This is a genomic window from Pseudomonas serbiensis, from assembly GCF_030580745.1.
Taxonomy (GTDB): Bacteria; Pseudomonadota; Gammaproteobacteria; order Pseudomonadales; family Pseudomonadaceae; genus Aquipseudomonas; species Aquipseudomonas serbiensis.
This window is the reverse complement of sequence record NZ_JAUQOO010000004.1, coordinates 307,051-331,035: the sequence shown is the minus strand read 5'-3', so window position 1 is coordinate 331,035 and position 23,985 is coordinate 307,051. Positions and strand designations below refer to the sequence as shown.

General features: G+C 59.9%; 18 protein-coding genes and 2 pseudogenes. 6 read left to right on the top strand and 14 right to left on the bottom strand.

All coding sequences use genetic code 11. The features are described 5' to 3' along the window. Window positions 1–29: 29 nt before the first annotated feature. From kdsB to Q6A51_RS08090, 9 genes are all read right to left on the bottom strand, one after another. The gene (kdsB, locus tag Q6A51_RS08130; protein WP_304574510.1) at window positions 30–794 is read right to left on the bottom strand and encodes a 3-deoxy-manno-octulosonate cytidylyltransferase; all 765 of its coding nucleotides are present in this window, start codon (window positions 792–794) and stop codon (window positions 30–32) included. After that, window positions 791–976 carry a Trm112 family protein gene (locus Q6A51_RS08125; protein WP_095067411.1) on the bottom strand — a complete coding sequence of 62 codons (186 nt, stop codon included), beginning with the start codon at window positions 974–976 and terminating at the stop codon, window positions 791–793. Before Q6A51_RS08125 ends, kdsB begins: the two co-directional genes overlap by 4 nt. A gap of 17 nt (window positions 977–993) precedes the next feature. Further along, entirely contained in the window at window positions 994–1,989 is a 996-nt protein-coding gene (gene lpxK / locus Q6A51_RS08120; RefSeq protein ID WP_201019257.1) for a tetraacyldisaccharide 4'-kinase, read from the bottom strand. Then, window positions 1,989–2,420, bottom strand: a complete 432-nt coding sequence (locus Q6A51_RS08115; RefSeq protein WP_025261022.1) for an ExbD/TolR family protein — start codon at window positions 2,418–2,420, stop codon at window positions 1,989–1,991. The genes lpxK and Q6A51_RS08115 overlap by 1 nt, the downstream gene beginning before the upstream one ends. After that, the gene (locus Q6A51_RS08110; RefSeq protein ID WP_200999751.1) at window positions 2,417–3,091 is read right to left on the bottom strand and encodes a MotA/TolQ/ExbB proton channel family protein; all 675 of its coding nucleotides are present in this window, start codon (window positions 3,089–3,091) and stop codon (window positions 2,417–2,419) included. The genes Q6A51_RS08115 and Q6A51_RS08110 overlap by 4 nt, the downstream gene beginning before the upstream one ends. 81 nt (window positions 3,092–3,172) lie before the next feature. Next, window positions 3,173–5,389 carry a DNA internalization-related competence protein ComEC/Rec2 gene (locus tag Q6A51_RS08105; protein ID WP_304574509.1) on the bottom strand — a complete coding sequence of 739 codons (2,217 nt, stop codon included), beginning with the start codon at window positions 5,387–5,389 and terminating at the stop codon, window positions 3,173–3,175. Window positions 5,390–5,567: 178 nt separating this feature from the next. Further along, a complete protein-coding gene (locus Q6A51_RS08100; protein WP_117167378.1) occupies window positions 5,568–6,356 on the bottom strand; it encodes an ABC transporter permease in 789 nt (262 codons plus the stop codon). Further along, window positions 6,353–7,285, bottom strand: a complete 933-nt coding sequence (locus tag Q6A51_RS08095; RefSeq protein ID WP_304574508.1) for an ABC transporter ATP-binding protein — start codon at window positions 7,283–7,285, stop codon at window positions 6,353–6,355. Before Q6A51_RS08095 ends, Q6A51_RS08100 begins: the two co-directional genes overlap by 4 nt. Before the next feature lie 153 nt (window positions 7,286–7,438). Beyond that, window positions 7,439–8,062: a glutathione S-transferase family protein gene (locus Q6A51_RS08090; protein ID WP_201019262.1), complete on the bottom strand. Its 624-nt coding sequence runs from the start codon at window positions 8,060–8,062 to the stop codon at window positions 7,439–7,441. Window positions 8,063–8,221: 159 nt separating this feature from the next. Here Q6A51_RS08090 and Q6A51_RS08085 point away from each other — a divergent pair, with 159 nt between their 5' ends. Then, window positions 8,222–10,669: an acyl-CoA dehydrogenase gene (locus Q6A51_RS08085; RefSeq protein WP_304574507.1), complete on the top strand. Its 2,448-nt coding sequence runs from the start codon at window positions 8,222–8,224 to the stop codon at window positions 10,667–10,669. Window positions 10,670–10,744: 75 nt separating this feature from the next. Next, the gene (locus Q6A51_RS08080) at window positions 10,745–11,155 is read left to right on the top strand and encodes a PA2817 family protein (protein WP_025261029.1); all 411 of its coding nucleotides are present in this window, start codon (window positions 10,745–10,747) and stop codon (window positions 11,153–11,155) included. A 59-nt stretch (window positions 11,156–11,214) separates the two neighbouring features. Here Q6A51_RS08080 and Q6A51_RS08075 read toward each other — a convergent pair whose 3' ends face one another. From Q6A51_RS08075 to recQ, 3 genes are all read right to left on the bottom strand, one after another. After that, a complete protein-coding gene (locus Q6A51_RS08075; protein ID WP_304574530.1) occupies window positions 11,215–13,383 on the bottom strand; it encodes a FimV/HubP family polar landmark protein in 2,169 nt (722 codons plus the stop codon). A gap of 84 nt (window positions 13,384–13,467) precedes the next feature. After that, a complete protein-coding gene (locus Q6A51_RS08070) occupies window positions 13,468–13,902 on the bottom strand; it encodes a MarR family transcriptional regulator (RefSeq protein WP_200999756.1) in 435 nt (144 codons plus the stop codon). Between the two features lie 93 nt (window positions 13,903–13,995). After that, window positions 13,996–16,125, bottom strand: coding sequence for a DNA helicase RecQ (gene recQ / locus Q6A51_RS08065; RefSeq protein ID WP_201019264.1), 2,130 nt, complete (start codon window positions 16,123–16,125; stop codon window positions 13,996–13,998). Between the two features lie 177 nt (window positions 16,126–16,302). Between recQ and Q6A51_RS08060 the strand changes: the two genes are divergently transcribed. Together Q6A51_RS08060 and Q6A51_RS08055 are read left to right on the top strand one after the other, a co-directional pair. Then, complete coding sequence (locus Q6A51_RS08060; protein ID WP_200999758.1) at window positions 16,303–16,890, top strand: UPF0149 family protein; 588 nt, start codon at window positions 16,303–16,305, stop codon at window positions 16,888–16,890. Between the two features lie 10 nt (window positions 16,891–16,900). Then, a complete protein-coding gene (locus Q6A51_RS08055; protein ID WP_304574506.1) occupies window positions 16,901–17,302 on the top strand; it encodes a YbaN family protein in 402 nt (133 codons plus the stop codon). 3 nt (window positions 17,303–17,305) lie between these two features. On the opposite strand, the pseudogene Q6A51_RS27475 reads toward Q6A51_RS08055, so the two are convergent. Continuing rightward, a pseudogene (locus tag Q6A51_RS27475) lies at window positions 17,306–17,953 on the bottom strand (type I secretion C-terminal target domain-containing protein); the annotation flags it as partial. A 1,524-nt stretch (window positions 17,954–19,477) separates the two neighbouring features. Continuing rightward, window positions 19,478–19,891: pseudogene (locus Q6A51_RS27470) on the bottom strand (retention module-containing protein); the annotation flags it as partial. Between the two features lie 420 nt (window positions 19,892–20,311). Between Q6A51_RS27470 and Q6A51_RS08045 the strand changes: the two are divergent. Both Q6A51_RS08045 and Q6A51_RS08040 read left to right on the top strand, forming a co-directional pair. Then, complete coding sequence (locus Q6A51_RS08045; protein WP_304574504.1) at window positions 20,312–21,667, top strand: TolC family outer membrane protein; 1,356 nt, start codon at window positions 20,312–20,314, stop codon at window positions 21,665–21,667. A 166-nt stretch (window positions 21,668–21,833) separates the two neighbouring features. Beyond that, the gene (locus Q6A51_RS08040) at window positions 21,834–23,981 is read left to right on the top strand and encodes a type I secretion system permease/ATPase (protein ID WP_304574529.1); all 2,148 of its coding nucleotides are present in this window, start codon (window positions 21,834–21,836) and stop codon (window positions 23,979–23,981) included. Window positions 23,982–23,985: the final 4 nt, after the last annotated feature.

The window sequence follows — 23,985 nt, the reverse complement described above, 5'->3', positions numbered from 1 at the left end:
TACCTTCAGTTGAACAAGACAAACCGACATCAAATCTCCAGCAAGCGCCTTACACGCTCAAGGTCTTCAGGCGTATCGACACCGGCAGGCGGTGCCTCCAGAGCATCGGCCACATGAATGCGCACGCCATTCCAGAGCGCTCGCAATTGCTCCAGGCTTTCGGTGTTCTCCAGCCAGCAAGGTCCCCAACTGACGAAGTCATGCAGGAAACCGGCACGGTAGGCATAGATGCCGATATGACGACGATAAGGCACGCCCTCAGGCAACACGTCCCGACTTGCGGCCAGAGCATCCCGCGCCCACGGCAATGGCGCCCGGCTGAAAGTCAAAGCCAGGCCGTTTACGTCCGCCACCACCTTGACCACATTCGGATTGAACAGCGCAGTGACATCATCGATGGGCTCGGCCAGGGTCGAAATACCGGCTTCAGGATGCGCAGCGAGATTGGCTGCCACCTGATCGATCACCACAGGCGGGATCATCGGCTCGTCACCCTGGACATTGACCACAATGGCATCAGCCGCCAGCCCCAACTGTTCGGCCACTTCAGCCAGACGGTCAGTGCCCGAGTTGTGATCGTCACGTGTCATCAGTACCTGAGCACCGAATGCCTGACAGGCTTCGACAATCCGCGCATCGTCGGTGGCAACCACGACACGTTCGGCACCGCTTTTACAGGCCTGCTCCCAGACATGCTGGATCATCGGCTTGCCCGCGATGGTTTTCAGCGGCTTGCCGGGAAAGCGGCTGGAACCGAATCGTGCCGGAATGACAACCGTGAAAGCCGCTATCATTTATCCAGACGCTCTTCGGCAGTCAGGGTGCGCGCTTCGGTTTCCAGCATGACGGGGATGCCGTCGCGAATCGGGTAGGCAAGGCCTGCGCCTTTGCTGATCAGTTCGGTCTTGTCGGCACTGAGCTTCAGCGGCCCCTTGCTGATCGGGCAAGCGAGGATATCGAGTAGTTTGGTGTCCATGGGGACTCCTGAGGCAATCATGGAAAAAGACGTGTCAGCTGCTCATCGAACCAGTTGACGAAGGCAGCGCCAGGCACCGCATCCACTGCCAGATACCACCAGTCATCGGCCGCAAAGGAACGGCATTTCACAGCATCCTTCTCGGTCATGATCACTGGCAACGATGGTGTGAAGGTGAGCGTTTGAGCGCTGTAGACCGCATGGTCGGCAAAAGCGTGAGGCACAGGCCGCCAGTGTAATCCTTCGAGGGTATTGAAGAAACGTTGCGGATTGCCGATACCCGCCACGGCATGCAGCGCCTGGCCAGCCGGGAAATGATCCACCGGCTGACGCTCGCCACTGCGCAGATTGATCAGCGCCGCGGGCTTGAGCACAAAGGCATAGCCGTCGTCACGATCTTCAAGGGCACCGTTATAGAGCAAGGCATCGACACTGTTCAGCCGCTCGACCGGCTCGCGCAACGGGCCGGCCGGCAGACAGCGGCGGTTGCCCAGCCCACGTGCGGCATCGATCAGCACCAGTTCGAGATCACGGGCCAGCCGATAGTGCTGCAAACCGTCGTCGCTGAGGATCAGATCAAGCGGTTCGGCAGCCAGCAAGGCGCGCACGGCACGGCTGCGATCCGGGTCGATCATCAACGGCACGCCACAACGCTGCACGATCAGCAGCGGCTCGTCGCCCGCCTCGTCAGCACTCTGATCTGGCAGGACTCGCCACGGCAGGCTTGGCGGCTTTGCGCCATAACCGCGACTGACGACCCCCACGCGCAGCCCGCGACTGCGACAGTGTTCGATCATCCACAGAATCAGCGGCGTCTTGCCGGTGCCGCCCACCGTAATGTTACCCACCACCACGACCGGTACTGGCGCCCGGTAGATATCACCCTCACCCGCCAGAAAACGCTTACGCTTGCCATTCACGACGCGCCGGTAAAGGCTCTCAAGGGGACGCAGCAGTGCAAGCGCCGGATGGCCGTTGTACCAGGCATCAAGCAAGCGATCGGTAAGTGCCATCAGTTAGCCTGGTTGGCCTCGACAGTGGTCATGCGCAGATGGCTGAAACCCAGCTTGCCTGCAGCGTCCATGGCAGTAATGACCGATTGGTGGGGAGTCTTGCCATCGGCACTGATCGACAGCGGCAGGCTGGTATCGCCCGCCGACTCGCGTTGCAGTGCTTCGATCAGGGTCGCCAGATCGTTTTTCGGCAGCAACTGGTTGTTCAGGGAAAACAGACCGTCAGCATTGATGGCGATATCCAGATGCTTGAGGTTGGCCTCGGTATCCGGGGTGCCGGTCACCGCCTGCGGCAGATCCACGCGCAACTGAGTTTCACGGGTGAATGTCGTGGTGACGATGAAAAACAGCAGCAGGATAAACACCACGTCGATCAACGACACAAGGTTGATGTCGATGTTCTCCCGCGGCTTGCGGCGGCGAAATTTCACTTCTTCTTGCCCCCGGTGCGGGCCATGGATTTCAGATCGACCGGCGCATCCACCAGATCGACATCACGGTCGCCCTGCACCACTTCCACCAGACGAATCGCCTGTTGCTCCATGCCGACCACCAGTTCATCGACTCGGCTCTGCAGGAAACGATGGAAGAAAATCGCGGGGATCGCGACGATCAGGCCCGACGCGGTGCAGATCAGCGCCTTGGAAATACCGCCTGCCAGAGCACCGGCATTGGCCGTGGCTCCCGAACTGTTGAACGAGCCGAAGATATCGATCATGCCCAGCACCGTACCCAGCAAACCCAGCAGGGGTGCCATGGCGGCAATGGAGCCCAGGGCACTGAGATAGCGCTCCAGATCATGAATGACCCGTGCTGCGGCCTCTTCGATGCACTCTTTCATGATCTCGCGACCATGCTTGGAGTTGGCAAGGCCTGCAGCGAGGATCTCACCCAACGGCGAGTCGGCGCGCAGCAGCTTGAGCTTTTCGTTGTCCAGTTTCTTGTCCTGGATCCACTGCCAGACCTGTCCCAGCAGGTGCGGAGGCGTTATGCGGCTGGCACGCAACGTCCATAGACGCTCAATGATGATGCCGGCAGCGGCGATGGAACTCAAAATGATCGGCAACATCATCCAGCCGCCAGATTTGACCAGTTCCCACACAATGACCACTCCCTGAAAAATTGGCGCCACTCTAACATAGGCTCGGCGACTGTCCGAAGCCCGAGATAAACATCCGCGCATTCAATCACGCCAGAAGCGCTGTTCGCCCCGCTCTGCCCGGGGTTGGCCGAAGGTCCCCAGTTGCAGGCCGATGGCTCCCAGTACGGCACTGTCATAGCTGCGAATCCCCTGCCATCGATAACGCGCCATGACCAATGGATGAGGATGCCCGAACGCATTGTTGCGTCCACGGGAGATCAACACGCCAACCGGAGCAACTGCGCGCAGAAACAGTTTTGAGGAAGAGGTCCGACTGCCATGGTGCGGCGCCTGCAACCAATGGGCGCGCAGATCGAAATCGCTGTTCAGCGCAGCCTGCTCGGCCTGTGCATCGATATCCCCGGTCAGCAGCAATCGCTCACCATTGGCCTCGACACTCAGCATGCAGGAGGACTGATTGCCCTCCTCGGCCTGCTCCCAGCGCCAGGTCGCAAAACGTACACCATCCCATTCCCATGTTTCATCGTTGCGGCACCGTTGGGCATCCAATTGAGGATCGAGCCTGGTCAGCTCACCGCCCATTACCCGCAGAACCGGCAGCGCCCGATGGACGGCAAGCGCGCCTCCCGCATGATCGGTGTCGGCATGGCTGAGTATCATCAGGTCCAGGTTGCGCACACCAGCCTTGCGGATGGCAGGCACCACCACCCGCTGACCGATATCGAACTCGCCGAAGCGCGGCCCGGCGTCATACAGCAGCGTGTGATGGCGGGTACGCAAGAGAGTCGCCAAGCCCTGCCCGACATCCAGTTGCAGCACTTCGACCTGCCCATGAGGCACCGACTTGATCGGCGGGAAAACACACAGCAATAACAGCGGCCAACCCAGTAAACGCATGGGCATGCCATTCGGCAGCAATAGAAGCAGAGCGCCCAGCAGGCTCATCGCCCACGCCCAGGCCGGCACCGTGCCTGGCAGCCAGGCGGGCCGGATATCGGCAACCGCCCCCAGAAAAACGAACAACCCCTCCAGCGCGGCACCGGCCAGCCAGAGCAAACTTTCACCCATCACAGGCACGGGCAGCAAAAGCGTCCCCACCAATGCAGGAGGCAACACAATCAGACTGACCCAAGGCACAGCCAGCAGATTGGCGAGCGGACCACTGATACTGACCGGCAGGTTCAGGGCCAGCAGAATCGGTAGAAGACCAATGGCAATCAACCACTGGGCACGTGTCCAGCTCTGCCACCAGCCCCAGGCGCCGAGACGCCCGCCAAAGATCAGGATCAGAATTGCCACCGCCGAGAACGACAACCAGAAGCCCGGCTGCAAACTGACCAGAGGCTCGAAGATCAAAACCAGATTGAGGGACACCAGCAGCGGCCAGAGCAGGCCAAGATGCCGAAAGCGCAAACGCCAGAGCAGAACCATGCCAACCATCACACAGGCCCGACGCACCGGCACATCAAACCCGGCCAGCAAGCCATACCCCAGCGCCGCACCGAATGCCAGACCGCAGGCCGATGGCAACCAGGGCAGGAAGCGCGGCCATAATCCCCAGCGAGCCAGCCCCGCGACCAGCAGATAGACCACGCCCGCCAACAGCCCGATGTGCTGGCCGGAAATCACCAGCAGATGCACGGTGCCGGTGTCCTGCAACACTTGCCAGTCGGACGTCGACAGACCGGAGCCATCACCCAGCACCAGCGCCGCCAGCCCGCCTTCACGTCCAAAGGCATCGACAGCCAGCAACCGCTGGCGAATCCCGTCACGCCAGGCGGCGCGGGCTGGCACCAGTAACTCCCCGTCCACCACCGTGCCGGTGGCACCAATGCGCTGGGCCAGCAACCAGCCCTGATAATCGAAAGCATCGGGGTTGACCAGCCCGGCCGGCCGCTTGAGTTTGACTGCCAGTTTCCAGCGCTCGCCGCTACGCACTTCGGGGCCGCCATACCAGGCCACACGAATCAACTGCGGCAACTTCGCCCGTCGCGACCGGGCCTCCTCCAGTTCGAAACGCACCACACCTTCGGCAGAACCCGGCAAGCCGACCACCTGACCTTGCAGCCATAACGTCTGCCCGTCGAGCCGTGGCGACAGCCGATCATCCAGCGCCGACTGCGCCGACACACAGGCCCAGGTGAGTCCGAACAGAAAAAGTGCCAGTGGATAAGTGCGAAACGGCAGCAGCATCAACGCGACCACCGGCATCAGCAGCAATAGCCAGACCGGCGGCAACGCGGGCAAAAAACGCAGGGCCAACAGACCCAGAGCAAGCGCGATCATCCCTGTGCGCATGAACATCCCTCAAAGCGGTGAGGCTTCAAGGATGAGCGCTACAGAGAAAAATGGGCGGGATGGAGTGTTACCGGTTTTGTTCTTTAACTGCGCCACGCCTGCGTAGGAGCGAATTTATTCGCGAAGGCCTTCGCGGATGAATCCGCTCCCACAGAGGGAATACACATACGAGAAAAGGTTACTGCCGCATCCCGCGTCCGCTCACCAGCAGGCGGGCACAGCCGATATACAGCACCACGGTTGCCACGACCATGAAGGCAAGCGCGATGCTGATCCTGATATCGGAAACCCCCAGGATGCCGTAACGGAAGGCATTGACCATGTGCAGGACCGGGTTGGCCAGTGAGACGGTCTGCCAGAACGGCGGCAGCAGGCTGATGGAGTAGAACACCCCGCCCAGATAGGTCAAAGGCGTCAGCACGAAAGTCGGGATAATCGAGATATCGTCGAAGTTACGTGCAAAAACCGCGTTGATGAAGCCCAGCAGCGAGAAAATGGTCGCTGTCAGTACCACCACAACAATCGTCACGCCCAGGTGATGCACTTGCAGGTCGGTAAAGAACATCGACAGCAACGTCACGATCAGCCCGACCATCAGACCGCGCAATACACCGCCAAGGGTGTAACCCACCAGAATCGTATGCGGCGAAACAGGCGAGACCATCAGCTCTTCAATGGAATGCTGGAACTTGGCACCAAAGAAGCTCGATACCACGTTGCCATAAGAGTTGGTGATCACAGACATCATGATCAAACCCGGCACGATGTACTGCATGTACGTGAAACCGCCCATATCGCCGATTTGCCGGCCGATCAGGTTACCGAAGATCACGAAGTACAGAACCATGGTGATCGCTGGCGGCAGCAACGTCTGCGGCCAGATCCGCATGAAGCGCCGGACTTCGCGATAGACGATGGTGTTCAGTGCAACCATGTTGGGACGGAATTCACCGCTCTGGCCGGTCATAGAGCCACCTTCGCCAGATTTTTTTCCACCAGAGACACAAACAGCTCCTCAAGTCGGTTGGATTTGTTACGCAGGCTCAGCACGTCAATATTCTGCAGAGCCAATTGGCTGAACAAGGCGGTGATGCCAACGCTCTTGTCGACCTGGACTTCCAGGGTGTGGCTGTCCAGCAGCTTGCAGGGATAACCGATCAGTTTCGGCGCGCTCTGGTAGGCATTTTTCAGGTCCAGCACGAACGTCTCGACAGTCAGGGTGTTGAGCAATTGCTTCATGCCCATGTTCTGGACAATCACCCCATGGTCGATGATGCCGATGTTGCGGCACAGTTGCTCAGCCTCTTCCAGATAGTGAGTGGTGAGGATGATGGTGATGCCTTTCTGGTTCAGTTCAGTCAGAAAGCTCCACATCGAACGGCGCAGCTCGATATCCACACCAGCCGTCGGCTCGTCGAGGATCAACAGGCGCGGCTCGTGAATCAGCGCACGGGCAATCATCAGTCGGCGTTTCATGCCACCGGAGAGCGAGCGCGAAGGCACATCACGCTTGTCCCACAACCCCAACTGAGTCAGGTATTTCTCGGCACGTTCCTTGGCAACTTTCATCGGGATGCCGTAATAACCGGCCTGGGTCACGACGATATCGAAAGTCTTTTCAAACTGGTTGAAGTTGAATTCCTGAGGCACCACACCGATGGAGCGCTTGAGAGCGGCAGGCTCGCGGTCCAGATCATGACCGAAAATATTCACGGTGCCGCTGGTCTTGTTGACCAGGGTCGAGATGATCCCGATGGTTGTGGATTTGCCGGCACCGTTGGGGCCGAGCAAGGCGAAGAAATCACCTTCGGCGACGTCCAGATCAATACCACTCAGGGCCTGGAAACCGTTGCCGTAGGTTTTGGTTAGCTGCCGGATGGACAGAGCAGAACTCATATCGAAAAACACACCAATCTGGGGAAAAAAGAAAATGATTGTAGTTTGAAATAGCTGCTTACAAGTTAACGCAGCCCGGCCATGTTGCTTGGCTGCGTCACACAAGTACAGATACATCTATTGATAGTAAGTATTAATGGCGGGGCCAGATACTCAGGTCAAAGGCGTCATGACCGCCTTCTGATAAGCCGGGCGCGTCTTCAGGCGCTCATACCAGGCTTTGAGATGGGGCAACTCGGGACGTTCAATCGGCATTTCAAACCAGCCATAGGCAAAACAGCCCAACGGGATATCGCCCATGCCGAACACTTCGCCAGACAGATAAGGCTGGCGGGACAACGCTTCATCAGCCACTCGCAACAAGCCGTGCAGGGTCTGGATACCCTCGTTGATCTTGACCCAGTCCTGCTTTTCGGCAGGCGTGCGAACGACACCCCAGAACACCAGACTGAAAGGTGCTGCAATGGTCGACGTGGTCCAGTCCATCCATTTATCGGCCTGAGCGCGGGCTTTCGGGTCGGCAGGATACAAAGGGGTATCTGGCGCATGCAGTGCAGCCAGGTAGCGCACGATGACGTTGGACTCCCAGAGCACGAAGTCGCCGTCTTCGATCATGGGGATACGGCCGTTGGGGTTCTTGGCCCGATATTCAGCCCCGTCCACCAACCCGAACGCACCACCGGCATCCCGGGTTTCATAGGGCACACCCACTTCTTCGGCAATCCACAGTGCCTTGCGCACGTTGCTGGAATTCTTGCGGCCCCAGATCTTGAGCATTGCATTCCCTCGGCAATTGTTCTGAAAAATGTTCGCATGCCAGTCTAACCTGAGAACACCGCAACTTCCTTGACCATGAAGGGTCACTAACGATGTCGGCGCAGATCTGTCGGGCAAACAGTCCTTGTCAGAGGCCAATGTCACCACGGAGGAAAGTTTATGCTGTTGTTGTGGATTGTTGTTCTGGTGGTCGGCATTGCCTGGCTGGCCCATCGACGTACCGACCCGCTGCCTGCATTGGGCATTATTGCGGTCTACCTGCTGGCGATGGGCATTTTCAGCCACGCTCCGGGCTGGTTGCTGACAGTTTTCTGGGTACTCTGGCTGGCGGTTCTCCTGCCATTGGCTCTGCCGGACCTGCGTCGCAGGTTCTTCACGGCACCGATGTTCGCCTGGTTCCAGAAAGTATTGCCACCCATGTCCGATACCGAGCGCGATGCCATCGACGCCGGGACCGTCTGGTGGGACGGCGAACTGTTCAGCGGTCGCCCGGACTGGGACAAACTGCTGGCCTACCCGAAAGCCAGCCTGACCGAAGAAGAACAAGCCTTTCTCGACGGCCCTGCCGAAGAGCTGTGTGCAATGGTCAGCGACTGGGAAATCGGCCAGGCCATGGACCTGCCGCCAGAAGCCTGGGCGCATATAAAGGAACACGGTTTCTTCGCGCTGATTATCCCCAAGGAATACGGCGGCAAGGGCTTCTCGGCCTATGCCCACTCGCAAGTCGCAATGAAACTGGCCACCCGCAGCGGCGACCTGGCTTCCACGGTCATGGTGCCCAACTCACTCGGCCCGGCTGAATTGCTGCTGCACTACGGCACCGACGAACAGCGCAATCATTACCTGCCACGTCTGGCCCGTGGCGACGATATCCCCTGCTTCGCCCTGACCGGCCCGCTGGCGGGTTCCGATGCAGGCGCGATGCCCGACACCGGCATCATCTGCAAAGGCCAGTGGCAAGGTGAAGAAGTGATCGGCCTGCGCCTGAACTGGGAAAAGCGCTACATCACGCTCGGCCCGGTGGCGACCCTGCTGGGTCTGGCCTTCAAGGCCCATGACCCGGAACACCTGCTGGGTGAGGAAGAGGACCTGGGCATCAGCCTGGCGCTGATTCCGACCGACACGCCCGGCGTGGAAATCGGTCGTCGTCACTTGCCACTGGGCGCCGCCTTCATGAACGGCCCCAACTCCGGCAAGGATGTGTTCATTCCCCTGAGTTACCTGATCGGCGGCCAGGAAATGCTCGGCAAAGGCTGGATGATGCTGATGAACTGCCTGTCGGTGGGCCGCTCGATCTCGTTGCCCGCTGTCGGCACGGGTGCAGCCAAATACACCAGCCTGGTAACAGGCCAGTACGCGCAGGTTCGTGAACAGTTCAATGTTCCGTTGTCAGCCTTCGAGGGTATTCAGGAAGCGCTGGCGCGTATCGGCGGCAATGCATGGCTGATGGACAGCGCACGGATACTGACCGCCAATGCCGTGGATCTGGGGGAAAAACCTTCAGTACTCTCGGCGATCCTCAAGTACCACCTGACCGAACGCGGCCGCGAATGCATCAGCCACGCCATGGATGTCCATGGTGGCAAGGGCATCATCATGGGGCCGAACAACTACCTGGGACGCAACTGGCAAGGCGCGCCGATTTTCATCACCGTGGAAGGCGCCAACATTCTTTCCCGCAACCTGATGATCTTCGGCCAGGGCGCGATTCGCTGCCACCCGTTCGTCCTCAAGGAAATGGCTCTGGCCGGACGTGAAGACAAGGACAACGCCGTTGCCGAGTTCGACACCCTGCTGCTCAAGCACATTGGTTTTGCAGTGAGCAACGCGGCCAGCACCCTGGTGCTCAACCTTGGCCTGGGCCATTTCGAGCGGGCACCGGGCGACAGCTTGAGCCAGGGCTATTTCCGGGCATTGAATCGTCAGGCAGCAGCCTTCGCCCTGCTGGCCGACTTGAGCATGATGCTGCTGGGCGGCGAGCTGAAACGCCGCGAGCGCCTGTCGGCAAGGCTGGGAGATGTCCTGAGCCATCTGTATCTGGGCTCGGCAGCGCTCAAGCGCTATCACGACCTCAACTCCCCCGAGCATCTGCGACCGCTGCTGCGCTGGGCCATGGAAGAAAGTCTGGGGCAATCCGAGCGAGCGCTGGACGAGTTGCTGAGCAACTTCCCCAACCGTCTGCTGGGTGGTTTGTTGCGAGTGGTGGTCTTCCCGTTCGGCCGTCGCCATAAAGGCCCGTCGGACAAACTGGGTGCCGAAGTGGCGCAAGTGCTGGGCCGCGCCAAAGGTGACCCGACGCTGGAAGAACTCCTGGCCGGTTGCTACCGCCCGCAAGCGGAAGGAGATCCGGTCGCCGCACTGCAGAAGGCCTGCGACTTGCTGAGCGAAGCCCAGCCACTGCACAAGAAACTGCAACAGGTGCTCAAGAGCGGACAGATCCAGCCCACGCCGGGCGAACATGTCATCGATGCCGCTCTGCGTCTCGGGGTCCTGATGCCTACTGAAGCGCAAAACCTGAAAACGGCAGAAGCGGCACGTCGCAAGGTGATCGACGTGGATGATTTCGACAAGGAGCAATTGACCCTGACACCGGGCAAGACTCGATAACTGTCAGTGCATTACCACAGCGAGCGCGCAGAGCCTTATACTCTCGCGCTCGTTTTTGTCTTTGAGGATCACACCATGGCCGACGCCACTCTCGACCACCATCTCAGCCTGCTGACGCACCTGCGCAGCATTCTGGTCGCGCTGGGCGAGGCCGATCAGGTTCCCGAGGAAAGCCATGCGCTGTTCCTGGAGCGCTTCGACGAACTGATCACGCTTCTGCCGCAAGACCCTATCGAAAGCCAGTACCTGGGCCAGGACATCATCTGCCAGGTGATCCAGCGCTACCCGCAAATCGCCCACCTGGTACCTCGCGACCTGCTCTGGTTCTTTGCCGGTGACTGCCTGCATTTCATGCCGGACGACGAAATCGACATGTATCAGGCACTCGAAGAGCGCCGTTACGAAGCCGAACAGAATGACGAGCCTTTTGACTGGAACCAGGAAAAACAACTGCTGGCCATGTCGGAGCAAAGCAGCAAGCATTGAGTGCTTTTCGCGAATGAATTCGCTCCTACCGTAGGAGCGAATTCATTCGTGAATAACGATCAGCTGATCCCCGCCAACAACTCCCGCGCCATCTGTTTGTGCTGCTCGTCGGACTCTTCGATCACTTGCAGCAAGATTTCCCGCGCTGCTTCGATCTCGCCGTCATCAATCAGGACCTGAGCCTCGTTGATGCGGGTCAGAGGTGCTTCGTCCAGATCCAGCAGGTCGAATTCCGAATCGTCATCCATGAAGCTGTCGAGAAAGTCGTCGCTCAACGAGTCGCTATCGACCGGCTCAATGACTTCAACCGGCTCGATGACTTCAGGCTCGGAAAAGTCGCTGAGGAACTGATCGTCGGGCAGCTCGAATACTTCAGGCAACTGGGTAAGGTTCGAGGAGAACGCCGGGTCCACTTCCGGGGCGGCCGGTACTGCTGGAGCCGCCGGTTTGCTGCGGGTCGGCGGAGAGTCGAAAGGATCGACCAGATCCCAGTTGGCATCCATCGACAGGTCGTCCAGATTCAACTGGAACTCGTCGATATGCTCAGGGTTGAGCGCAGCGGCGGCCGTTTCGTCGAGCTGAGCAGCGGGTTCGGGCGGCGACGCTTTTTCAAGGCTCGGGGATGTCGCCACTGCTGCCACAACCGCGGCCGCGGCAGGTGCCTGCACGGAAACGTTCATCTGCGGATAACGTGCGCGGATCTCCTGGATTTTCCCGGCATCGACGCCATATTCCAGTGCAGCCTCTTCTTCCTTGGCAAAGCCGGCGACATCGCCCTGCTCGGCCAGCAGTTCAAGCATTCTGATACGAATATCTTCACGCTCCGGCTGTTTTTCCAGAGCACCGCGCAAGATCCCCAATGCCTCGCTGAACCGGCCATAGGCGATATAGATGCTTACGCCATCGAGTGCATCCGGGGCCGCGCCAGCCAGACGTTGCGCAACGGGCGCCCTGACCGGGGACGGGGCAACAGCGGCGACCGGTTGCGGCTCGGCCACGGCAGGCACCTCGAAAACCGGGAGGATTGTCGACTGGGCAGGTTTGATCAGCGGCTCTTCCGACGCAACGATAGGCTCCAGGTTTTTGCGCGGCTGATGACGACGTCTTGAATAAGCAAACGCCAGCAGGAGCAAGACGATCAGTACCGCGCCCAGCAAAACGGGCCAACTGATGAAAGAATCGCTCTGCACCGGTTGCGCTGCCACAGGGGCAGGTGCAGCAGGAGCAACAGCCGGGTTGACCGCAGGGTTGGCCTGGACCTGAGCCAGTTCGGTGCGCAAGGCAATAATCTGTTTGTCCTTGCCCGCCAACTGTTCCTGCAATTCCTGGGTCGTGACCTTGAGATCTTCCACTGCCCTGATCAACTGCTGGCTCTCAATGGCAGCAGCAGCCAGTTGATCGGCAGTCCGCTGCGCCTCAGCGGCCTGGGTCTCGGTCGCGGCGGTCTTTGCAGCAGGAGCAGGTGAGCCACTCGGCAATACCGCCGCATCAGGCAACAGCAATACCTGACCGACTTTCAGGGAGGAGTTGGCGCCACTGGCAAAAGCCTGTGGGTTGAGTGCGCGAATGCCCTCGGCCAACTGGCTGGCAGACGTTTTGCCTTGCCCTTGCAGACGCTGGGCAAGCGCGTTGAGCGTATCGCCCTCGACAACGGTGTAACGCTTGCCCTCCTGAGCCGCAGGCGGTGCAACCGGCATGCGCCTCTCGGCCGCTGGCTGGGCTGCACGTTCCTGTTTTCTGTTACGTATCGCAGCCTGCCCTTCCGGGGTGGTGGCCGGGTCGAGCAACAGGGTATAGGTGCGCAACTGGTCGCCGTTGGGCCGGGTCAGTTGCACCATGAAATTCAAGTAGGGCTCAGTGACAGGCTTGCTCGAAACCACGCGGATCACGCCGCGATTACCGTTAATGATCGGGGTAAAGCGCAGGTCATTGAGGAAGAACGAACGTTCGATATCCGCCCTGGCGAAAGCCTCGGGCGAGGCCAGCTTGGCGATGACATCCTCCGGGCCCAGACCGCCGGTTTCCAGCAGCGCGATCTCGGCGTCGAATGGCTGGTTCAAGGCCGAATGCAGGGTGATATCGCCCAGCCCCAGGGCTGACGCCAGTGTCGAATAAAACAGCGATGACAGCACGAAAGAGGCTGCCACCACACTCTTGTGAACACTGGTTACAACCTTGCGCTGCGTGCGACCGTCACTCTCGACAGCAGCCTGAGAACTCTTGAGCATGCGAACCCTTATGGAAATCTTGGCGTAATCAGTCATGGACTTCACTGTCCGTCAGCAGTATGAGCGAGAACCCGTGGCCTCGCCTCAGGATCTTTCCAGATTGGCCAGAATCCGTGCGTGTACATTCATGCACACTCGCAGATCTTCTTCGCTCAGCCCTTCGAACAGTTCGACGCGCAACGCATTGGCGATGGTCTCGATCTTCTCGATCAGGGGACGTGCCGCTTCACTGAGGACAATTTTCTTGGCGCGCCGGTCTTCGACAACAGCCTGACGCTGCACCAGTTCCTGAGCTTCAAGGCTGTCGAGCAGACGCGCCAGGGTCGGGCCTTCAACGCCGATGCTCTGGGCCAGTTCACGCTGGGTCGGCGGCTCTTCGTAGCGCGCCAGATGCAACAGGACCAGCCAGCGGGCCTGGGAAAGGCCCAGACCGGCCAGACGGCGGTCCAGCTCGGCTCGCCAGCCTCGGGTGAGATGCGCAAGTTGCAACCCGAAACGGTGTTCATCAGTCAATGGCATAGAAAACTCATGGTTGAAACTAATTATTAGCGAGCTAATCATGCCCACAGTATTCAGGCAAGCCTGACACCCTGATGTTTCGTCGCGTCCGGCTTACATCTCGAACTCGGACTGCAAGGCCGCCCGAACACAATAAAGGACACCTTCGGGGACTCGCCCGGTGAACATCCCGGCGATTTCCGCAACGGCGGGCAGTTCGCCTTCGCCATCGAGGAAGGCATCCTGAACTTCACCCAGCAAGTCTTCGGGCAGATCCAGAGCCTGCTCCAGTGACAACTGCTGCTTGCCGATGGCTTCGGCAAGCATGGTGTAAACGTTCTTTTCAGAGCACTGCAATTGCCCGGCGATCTGCGCGGGCGTCATGCCGGCGCGGGCCAGGCTGATCAGTTCGTGACGCACATCGGCCACCACGCGAGGCGCTTCTGCCGCCCCGCCCAGCACCTCAAGGAATGCCTCGCCATAACGCTCCAGCTTGCGCGCACCGACACCGCTGACCCGAGCCATCTGCGACATGGTTTCAGGCTTGCTGCGCAGCATTTCCAGCAAGGTCGAATCGGGGAAGATGACATAAGGCGGCACGCCATGTTCTTCGGCCAGCTTGCGACGCAAGGCACGCAAGGCTTCCCATTGCTCGCGCTCTTCGCCACGCACCAGTTGACTGGCCGGGCTGCCGGAACTGCCCTTGGAGGTGGTTTGCGGTTTCAGGTCACGACGCAGTTCCAGCGTGACCTCGCCTCGCAGCAGCGGGCGGCACGTGTCGCTCAGACGCAGGCCGCCGTAACCCTCCAGATCGATATCAGCCAGCCCGCGTGCCACCAGCTGCCGGAACAATGAGCGCCATTCGCCTTCGGAGCGCGCCTTGCCGACGCCGAACACCGAAAGATGCTGATGGCCGAAACTCTCGACCTTGTCGTTGGACTTGCCCAGCAGAACGTCCACCAGATGGCCCACGCCGTAACGCTGCCCAGTGCGATAGATCGCCGACAGGGCCTGACGTGCAGGCTCGGTGGCATCCCAGGTCTGCACACCATCGACACAGTTGTCGCAATGGCCGCACGGATTGGGCATGTCTTCGTCGAAATAGGCCAGCAGCGTCTGACGACGGCAGCGGGTTTCCTCACACAGCGCCAGCATCGCATCGAGCTTGTGATGCTCCAGACGCTTGTGGCGCTCATCGCCTTCGGAGTTCTGCAACATCTGCTTGAGCATCAGCACATCTTGCAGGCCGTAAGCCATCCAGGCATCGGCGGGCAGGCCGTCACGTCCGGCGCGACCGGTTTCCTGGTAATACGCCTCAAGAGACTTGGGCAGGTCCATGTGCGCGACAAAACGTACGTTGGGTTTGTCGATGCCCATGCCGAAGGCGATGGTGGCAACCATGATCAAGCCTTCCTCATTAAGGAAGCGCTTCTGGTTGTGGGCGCGAGTCTCGGCAGGCAGACCGGCATGGTAAGGCAACGCCGGGTAGCCGTTGTCACTGAGAAAGACCGCTACTTCGTCGACTTTCTTGCGCGACAGGCAGTAGACGATACCGGCATCGCTGCGCCGCTCGGACAGAAACGCCAGCAACTGCTTGCGTGGCTGCTCCTTGGGCACGATGCGGTAGAAAATGTTCGGACGGTCGAAGCTGGACAGGAAGCGCTCAGCGTTCTGCAGATGCAGGCGCGTGACTATTTCTTCCCGGGTCCGCTTGTCGGCGGTGGCGGTCAGGGCGATGCGCGGTACATCCGGGAACAGCTCGGCCAGTTGCCCCAGTTGCAGGTATTCAGGCCGGAAGTCGTGACCCCATTGCGAAACGCAGTGCGCCTCGTCGATGGCGAACAGGGCGATTTTCAGGTTTTGCAGAAAGGCCAGCATGCGCGGCTGAACAAGACGTTCAGGCGCGAGATAGAGCATCTTGACCTCGCCCTGGCGAATCCGGTTGGCCAGCTCGCGCTGCTGCTCGGGGCTCAGGGTCGAGTTCAGCGAGGCGGCCGAAACCCCCAGTTCGTCCAGCGTCGAGACCTGATCTTCCATCAGGGCAATCAGTGGCGAGACCACCACGCACAAACCATCGCGCAACAGGCCAGGGACCTGAAAACACAAGGACTTGCCACCACCGGTAGGCATCAGAACCAATGCATCGCCACCGCTGGCCACGCGCTCAATAATGGCACCCTGACGACCACGAAAACTGTCGTAGCCGAAGATGTCTTTAAGTACGTGTTGTGCCTGTTCGAGCATAAAAACCCCAGATTGTCCTGCTGCACTGCAAAGCGCGGCAGTATACCCGAGCGATCAAAGGCAAAGGATGACCGGGACATGAGTGGTCAAAATTAACTGTGATCGACCTCTGCGCTGGCGCCCCGGACGCGCAGGGCCTAGAATTCAGCATTGTTTTCTTTCCAAGGTAGTCCGTCCATGTCCTTCGCTGAGCAACTTACCCGCCTGCAAGTCTTCCTCGATGCAGATGAACTGCACGAAGAGGCGCTGGACTACGTGGCCGCTCATGGTTATCTGACCGCCATTTCCATCTGTTCCGAGCAGGTTCCGGAGCGTGAGTGGATCGACGCTCTGTTCTCCGAGCCACCGCACTACTCCAGCGAAGCCCAGCGCGCAGAAATCGAAACCACCCTGAGCCTGCTGCAGGCGCATATCGCCCGCCAGCTGGCTTCCGACGAAGAATTCGAGCTGCCATGCGACCTGGACCTGGGCGACGAACCGGACGACTCCGACCTGCGCGGCTGGTGCATCGGCTTCATGGAAGGCGTGTTCCTGCGTGAAAACGCCTGGTTCGAGAGCGCCGAGGAAGAAGTCAGCGAAATGCTGTTGCCGATCATGGTCGGTTCGGGCCTGTTCGACGAACAGCCGGAGTTCTCCGACATTGCCTCGGATGCCAACCTGATGGACGACATGATCGTCCAGATCCCCGAAGCCCTCACCGCCCTGTACCTGCTGTGCCAGGCCCCGGACGAAAAACCGGCGATCCTCAAGCCCCGTCACCACTGAGTCGGCGCCTATGGCGCAGGACTTGCCGCGCACCAGCCGTCACCGGCTAGTGCGCTATCTGCTGGTGGCTGTCGGCTGGGCAAGCGTAGGCCTGGGTGTCATCGGGATCTTCCTGCCGGTGTTGCCCACCACGCCTTTTCTGCTGCTGGCCGCCGCCTGCTTCGCACGCAGCTCACCACGCTTCTACAACTGGCTGGTCAATCACAAACGGCTCGGGCCGTGGATTCGTGATTATCTGGCCGGCAACGGCATTCCCCTGAAGGGCAAGGTCTACGCCATTGCCCTGATGTGGGCCAGCATCAGCCTGTCCTGCTATCTGGTAGCACAACCCTGGGCTCGCGGCTTCATGCTGGCCAGTGCAGTGCTGGTGACGATCTATATCCTTCGCCAGAAAACCCTGCACAAGACTTGAACATCACACCGTATCGACCTTCAGGGAATGATCGCCCAGCATGCCGTTGATGATCGAAGCCGTGTCCGCACCACTGGCGACCCAGCCGCCCGCGCCTGTCGTCACACCGTAATGCCCGGCCAGATCAACGCCCGCCAGATCGATGGTCTGGCTTGCCGCGCTGCCGCTGGCACCAACTTCAATGCTCGATACCAGGTTTGTGCCACTGCCCGAAACCTTGAAGTGCAGATAGTCATCCAGCGAATCACCCTGCACGCCTGCGCCCTGCAATAGCTGAGACAGGTCGAGTTTGTCGGCACCGAACGTGAAATCGACAACCCGGTCATGCCCGGTATCGCCGGCCAGCCACATGAAGGTGTCCTGACCTGCACCGCCGGTCAGCGTGTCATTGCCAGCCCCGCCAATCAGCAGATCGTTGCCATCGCCGCCATACAGACAGTCATTTCCTCCGCCTGCCAGCAACACATCATCGCCATCAGTACCGACCAGAGAATGCCCTTGCTGATAACTGATGCTGACCGGCGCGACATCACTGCCGCCACGGGCATCGCTGGCGGTGTAAGTGCCGTGATAAGTGGGCGTGGTATCGACGGCGCTGTAGTCGATGGTCAGGCCAATCTGGTAAGTGAGCCCTTTATTGATCACGCCCGGATCAGGCTGATGAATCAGGATCAGGCGATAGACATTGTCCTCAGTGGCGGTGATCGTTCCGCCCTCGCCCAGAGGCTGATACTCGCCGTTGTCCATTTTCCAGGCCAGCCCCACCTGATCGGACACATGGCGGGTGTCGACCGTCAGGGTTTCACCGGCCTTGAGCTCGATATTGAAGATGTCCTGATGGTTATAGGTATCGATCTGCCAGGCGCCCAGATAGCCGTTGAGCAACACCATCGCGGTCACGGCGCTGTTGGAATAAAAGTCGCTGCGGCCAAGGTCCCGCACCTGGTTCTCGACCTTGTCCCGAGCCCCCTTGAACTCGATAGTGCCTGGCATGCAGGCCGTGAAATCCGCGCCGGGCGCACGCCAGCCGGTATTGAAAACCGTTGGCGTCGCGCTCAGCGGGTCGCCATTGGGCGAACGATCATTGGCCAGCAACACTGCACCGGGCACCTCGATGCAAGGGGCCAGAATGTTGGTGATGATGTTGTCCGCCACGGCCTCAGGCCCTTGGGGCACCGGGACATGGATCAGCAGGTCGGCTCCGGCCAGATCGCCATCGTTGTCGCTGAGCACAAAACCGATCTGCTCGGTCATGGAGGTCCCGACAGCACCCGGCGTGTAACTGAAAGCGCCGCTCTCCATGTTCACCAGCAGTGTGCCGCCCGTGCTGCTGACCAGCGTGAGTTCGTGAGTAACGGGATCGAAACCGAGCAGAGTGGAACCGCCACAGCCTGTGTCATCCACGACGCTGATACCGCAGCGGTCATAGAGATAAGTCACGCCCTCAAGAGTGATGGATTTGACGAACCCGCCATCGGCGCCGAAGGTACCGCCCGCAAGCAGGCTGCCATTGGCCACTCGGGTATCCATGTCATCGCAGCCTGGCGGCAGGCACGGCACAGCCAGCTCGATATCGTCGGCCAGCGGCACATCGTCAATGATCGAAATATCCAGATGGGCCGAGCCCGAGTCACCGTCCAGATCGGTGGCGATCACTTCGATCTGCTCACCGATGCTATTGGTGCCCTCGCCTTCAGGGTGTCCCTGGGGATTGAGCAAGGTATAGCTATAGCTGACCTGCCCGCTCAGCGGGTCGTACCCCGTAATGCTCAAGCTATTGCCCAGCGCGGTGAGTGCCGACAAGGGAAAGCCCGCCACGACCCCGGCAACAATCACCTCGATACCGCCGACCGTCAGGGATTGCAGCCCGTCCGGCGCACTGACCGTGAAAGTGCCGTACTGGGTCAGCTTCCCGGCATCGGGCTGCGAACCGCCACACAGGTTGGCTTCATTGAGTGTCAGCGCACTGCACGACACCTTGACGCAGTGATCGACAGGAGGCTCGACTGGCGGATCAATCGGTGGCTCGACCGGTGGTTCTACGGGCGGAACGACGACGGGGGGCTCCACCAGCGGCGGTATCACCACCGTGACGGGTGGATCGCTCGTCACGCCGCGCAGGAACTCGGCCTGCCCCTCGGGAAACAGCGGCACCATGGTCAGGCCCTGAGTCGGGAAGCCGATGACAGGCGTCACCTCTGCTCCCGTTTCACTGAGGATCACGGCGGTATGCCCACCGCCTTCTGAGCCAACGGCTTCATCGCCGCTCTGCACGGGCTCCGCGTCCAGCCCTGTGGCCTGCTCGACACTCACCAACAGCCCGAGTGTCGGGGTCAGCGGGTCGAGGGTTTCCACATGGACAGGCTGGCCGTCCAGAATCGATGTATCCAGCAGCAAGCGGCTGTCGCGGCCCAGCGTCAGTTCACCACCGCCCTCAAGCTGCACGGCAACTCCACCGGTTGCGCCTGTCTGTAGCTGCTCGCCTGCAAATACCCGATCCCCCTCCAGCAACACACGCTGAGTTCCACCGCTCGACACTGCTACAACATCGCCTACCGCTTGTCGTACCGTACCGATCACCCTGGCCATATTCCCTCCATTTTTCGTAATGATCGAACCCGAAAACCTTCGGCTCCGTTCTTGAACCGACTCACCTGCGTAACAGATAAAGCCCTGACAACCTTTTAACGACAAAATATCGTCGCCTGACCAACAGGTTGTTTTTGCATGTAATTTCACGCCCTTCACATGTCGACATAATTCCGTCGAAAGCCAATAAACTCTAAAACTCTTCACTTAAGTGGCTGAATAAATGAGCCTGATAAAAACAACCATCGTCTGTATTCCGAAAATGGCATAAGTTTTTTTCGGCATAATGCATATGAAAAAAACGTCTGAGTTCTCCCAAAAGTTGTTCTTAGCTGTGTTGTTACAAGCCTGACACGGCTGACTGCACGAAAAAGTCATTTTATTGACCAGCAGAACACTATTACGAAGGGAGACGTATTCATGCGCGATTTGACACCGCTTTACAGCGCCGTCGTGCTTGCGGTGGCCTGTGCGCAAGCGCAAGCCATCACATTGACCGAAGCGATCCAGAACACCATCGACCATCACCCGGAAATCAAGGCCAGCAAGAACGAAAGGCTGTCTGCCGGTGAAGAACTGAAAGTTGCCAGGGGCGGCTATCTGCCGACAGTGGATCTGGTGGCCACCTACGGTCGGCAAAAGACCGACAGCCCCAGCACCCGTGCCCTCTACGGCCATGACTCGCAAATCCTGAACTACACCCAGTCCGAACTGCGCCTGCGCCAGTTACTGTTCGATGGTTTCAATACGCCCAACGAAGTGGGCCGCACCCAGGCCGTGGTCAACTCCCGCGCCTATTACGTGCAAGGCACTTCCCAGAGCCTGGCCCTGCGCGCCATCGAGGTTTACCTGGAAGTGCTCAAGTGCCGTGAGCTGCTGACCCTGGCCCGCAACAACCTGCAAGCTCACCTGCGCATCAATGACCAGATCACCCTGCGCAGCGAACGCGGCGTGGGCAGCACAGCGGATCGCGACCAGTCCCTGGCTCGTCGTGCGCTGGCGCAGAACAACTTCTATACCGCACAAGTGGAACTGGCGGACGCCGAAGCCAGCTTTGCCAGCGCAGTAGGTCGCCTGCCGGACGAGCTGGAGACGCCGCCATCGATCAAGGGCGAGGTTCCACTGAGCCTGTCCGATGCCCAGCAGAGCATGCTGCTCAACAATCCCTATCTGAAGTCGGCGCAGGCCGATGTGCAGGCCGCCGAGAAGCAATATGAAATTGCCAAGTCGCCCTTTTATCCACGCTTCGATGCCGAACTGGCCGTGGGCGCCAATGACAACCTGCAAGGCGAGGAAGGCCACGACAACGAATGGCGAGCCGCCGTGGTGATGAATTACAACCTGTTCAACGGCAACCGGGACAAGGCACGTCTGAGTTCCAACGCCTACAAGACTGGCCAGGCTCTGGATATCCGCAACAACGCCTTGCGCATGCTCAACGAAAACATGTCGCTGGCCTGGAACGCCATGAACAACGCCCGCCAGCAAACCCCGATTGCCCGTGACTACGTGACCTCAACCACCCGCGTGCGCGCCGCGTATCAGGACCAGTTCGGTCTGGGCCAACGCACCCTGCTCGACCTGCTGGACAGCGAAAACGAACTGTACAACGCCAGCCGCCGTTACACAGAAGTGCGTTACACCGAAGAACTGGCCATGTATCGCGTGCTGGCCAGCGAAGGAGAGTTGCTGCGCAAACAGCGCGTGGTGCTGCCTTCCGAAGCGGTGGCGCTGAACGAAGTTGAAAACCAGGCTCGCTTGCCCTCGCTGAAGTAAATAAAACCACCCCGGATTAAAACCGATCCGTTTTGTGGGAGGCAGCTTGCTGGCGACGTCAGATGTGCAGGCACTGCATATGTGCCGGTTTTACTGGCCCTTTCGCCAGCAAGCTGCCTCCCACACGTTGAATCATCTGTTCTATGGGAGTCCACCTGTGAATCGTATGGAACTGTCCGCCGCCCTCGACCCAGTGCCGAACGACGACGATCCCTTGCTCGATGGCCTGCTGATCCTCTGCAACCTGCACGGCTGCAACACCAGTCGCGCCAGCCTGAGTGCCGGTCTGCCGCTGGACCGACAGCGCTTGAGCAGTGCGCTGCTGCCACGGGCCGCCGCCAGTGCCGGATTGCAGGCCCGTTGGCTGCGCCGAGACCTGAACGCCATCGACAGCCTGAATCTGCCGGTCTTGCTGTTGCTCGACCAGCAGAGCTGTGCCGTCCTGAGTCGCTGGGGCAAAGACGGTCGGGCGCTGATCCTGCCCAGTGAAAACGAAGGTGGCGAGCAATGGATCAGCCGCGAGGAACTGGCCCGTCGCTACACCGGCCAGGCCTTGTTCGCCCGTCCGCAACATGAACTGGAACAGCTGCGCGCCCCTTTGCTGCCGAGGGTCAAGACATGGTTTCGTGACACGTTGAAACTGTCTCGCGGGCTCTACAGCGATGCCATCCTCGCCAGCCTGTTGATCAACCTGCTGGGCCTGATGGTGCCCTTGTTCGTCATGCAGACCTACGACCGCGTAGTGCCCAATCAGGCAACCGCGACCTTATGGGTGCTGGCTATCGGGCTGCTGATCGGCACCCTGTTCGAGTTGGGATTACGCCTGATTCGCGCCCGCTTGCTGGATCAGGCCGGCAGCAAGACCGACCTGATTCTCTCGGCCACTCTGTTTGAACGCATCATCGGCATGCACATGCAAAACCGCCCCGCCACGGTGGGTGGTTTTGCCCAGAGCATTCATGACTTCCAGGGGCTTCGGGAATTTCTGACCGCCGTCACCCTCACCAGCCTGATCGACCTGCCATTCGCCTTGCTGATGCTGGGCGTTATCGGTTTGCTGGGCGGCTGGCTGGTGTTGATCCCGATTATCGCCTTCCCCCTGACCGTTGCCTTTGCCTGGACGATTCAGGTGCTTTTGCGCGACACCGTACAAAAGAGCCTGAGCCTGGGCGCAGCACGACAAGCCTTGCTGGTCGAAACCCTCGGCGGTCTGGAAACCCTCAAGGCCTGCAATGCCGAAGGCGAGCGTCAGCACCAATGGGAAAACACCCACGGCGCCCTCACCCGCCTGGACAACCACGCCCGGCATCTGGCCGCACTGGCCAGCAACAGCACGTTATTCATCCAGCAGTTCTGCGGCATGGCAACCATCGTCGCCGGGGTCTACAGCATCATCGCGGGCAACCTGAGCGTCGGCGCGCTGGTGGCCACTTACATGCTGGGCAGCCGCGTGCTCGCACCATTGGGCCAGATCGCCGGGCTGATCACCCGCTATCAACAAGCGCAACTGACCATGAAAAGCACCGACACCCTGATGGCATTGCCTCAGGAGCGAGACACCCGCCAGCGTCCACTGCAATGCCCGCCACTCAAGGGCGCATTGAGCGCCAGCAATGTCAGCTTTGCATATGGCCAGCAAAGCGCACCCGCACTGAACAACATCAGCTTCAGCGTCGAACCGGGCGAACGGATCGGCATCATTGGTCGCAGCGGCTCCGGCAAAAGCACCCTGGCACGCCTGCTGATGGGCTTCTACACACCCGACGAAGGCCAGTTGCTGCTGGATAACCTCGACCTGCGGCAACTGGAAATCACCGCACTACGCCAACAGATCGGCTACGTCGCCCATGACTTGCCGCTGCTGGCCGGCAGCCTGCGCGACAACCTGACCCTCGGCGCTCGCCACACCAGCGATGCCCGCATGCTGGAAGTCGCCCGCATTACCGGCGTCGATGAGCTGGCCCTCAAGCATCCCCAAGGGTTCGACCGGCCTGTGGGCGAGCGCGGACAGTTGCTGTCCGGTGGTCAGCGTCAGGCCGTGTTGCTGGCACGGGCATTGTTGCGTGATCCGCCGATCATGCTGCTGGACGAACCCACCAGCCACATGGACAACGCCAGCGAAGACACTCTGCGCCAGCACCTGCATCAGTTGATACCCGGCAAAACCTTGCTGCTGGTCACCCACCGCATGTCGATGCTGAACCTGGTGGATCGCCTGCTGGTTCTGGACAACGGCAAGCTGGTGGCCGACGGCCCGAAGACTGCCGTGATCGACGCGCTGCGCAAGGGCCAGGTCGGCCCGCCACCTGTTTGAGGAG

Bases quoted from the DNA above. Each gene is read 5' to 3' on its own strand.
- kdsB (WP_304574510.1), bottom strand. From the start codon at position 794: ATGATAGCGGCTTTCACGGTTGTCATTCCGGCACGATTCGGTTCCAGC.
- Q6A51_RS08125 (WP_095067411.1), bottom strand. From the start codon at position 976: ATGGACACCAAACTACTCGATATCCTCGCTTGCCCGATCAGCAAGGGG.
- lpxK (WP_201019257.1), bottom strand. From the start codon at position 1,989: ATGGCACTTACCGATCGCTTGCTTGATGCCTGGTACAACGGCCATCCG.
- Q6A51_RS08105 (WP_304574509.1), bottom strand. From the start codon at position 5,389: ATGCGCACAGGGATGATCGCGCTTGCTCTGGGTCTGTTGGCCCTGCGT.
- Q6A51_RS08100 (WP_117167378.1), bottom strand. From the start codon at position 6,356: ATGACCGGCCAGAGCGGTGAATTCCGTCCCAACATGGTTGCACTGAAC.
- Q6A51_RS08095 (WP_304574508.1), bottom strand. From the start codon at position 7,285: ATGAGTTCTGCTCTGTCCATCCGGCAGCTAACCAAAACCTACGGCAAC.
- Q6A51_RS08090 (WP_201019262.1), bottom strand. From the start codon at position 8,062: ATGCTCAAGATCTGGGGCCGCAAGAATTCCAGCAACGTGCGCAAGGCA.
- Q6A51_RS08085 (WP_304574507.1), top strand. From the start codon at position 8,222: ATGCTGTTGTTGTGGATTGTTGTTCTGGTGGTCGGCATTGCCTGGCTG.
- Q6A51_RS08080 (WP_025261029.1), top strand. From the start codon at position 10,745: ATGGCCGACGCCACTCTCGACCACCATCTCAGCCTGCTGACGCACCTG.
- Q6A51_RS08075 (WP_304574530.1), bottom strand. From the start codon at position 13,383: ATGCTCAAGAGTTCTCAGGCTGCTGTCGAGAGTGACGGTCGCACGCAG.
- Q6A51_RS08070 (WP_200999756.1), bottom strand. From the start codon at position 13,902: ATGCCATTGACTGATGAACACCGTTTCGGGTTGCAACTTGCGCATCTC.
- recQ (WP_201019264.1), bottom strand. From the start codon at position 16,125: ATGCTCGAACAGGCACAACACGTACTTAAAGACATCTTCGGCTACGAC.
- Q6A51_RS08060 (WP_200999758.1), top strand. From the start codon at position 16,303: ATGTCCTTCGCTGAGCAACTTACCCGCCTGCAAGTCTTCCTCGATGCA.
- Q6A51_RS08055 (WP_304574506.1), top strand. From the start codon at position 16,901: ATGGCGCAGGACTTGCCGCGCACCAGCCGTCACCGGCTAGTGCGCTAT.
- Q6A51_RS08045 (WP_304574504.1), top strand. From the start codon at position 20,312: ATGCGCGATTTGACACCGCTTTACAGCGCCGTCGTGCTTGCGGTGGCC.
- Q6A51_RS08040 (WP_304574529.1), top strand. From the start codon at position 21,834: ATGGAACTGTCCGCCGCCCTCGACCCAGTGCCGAACGACGACGATCCC.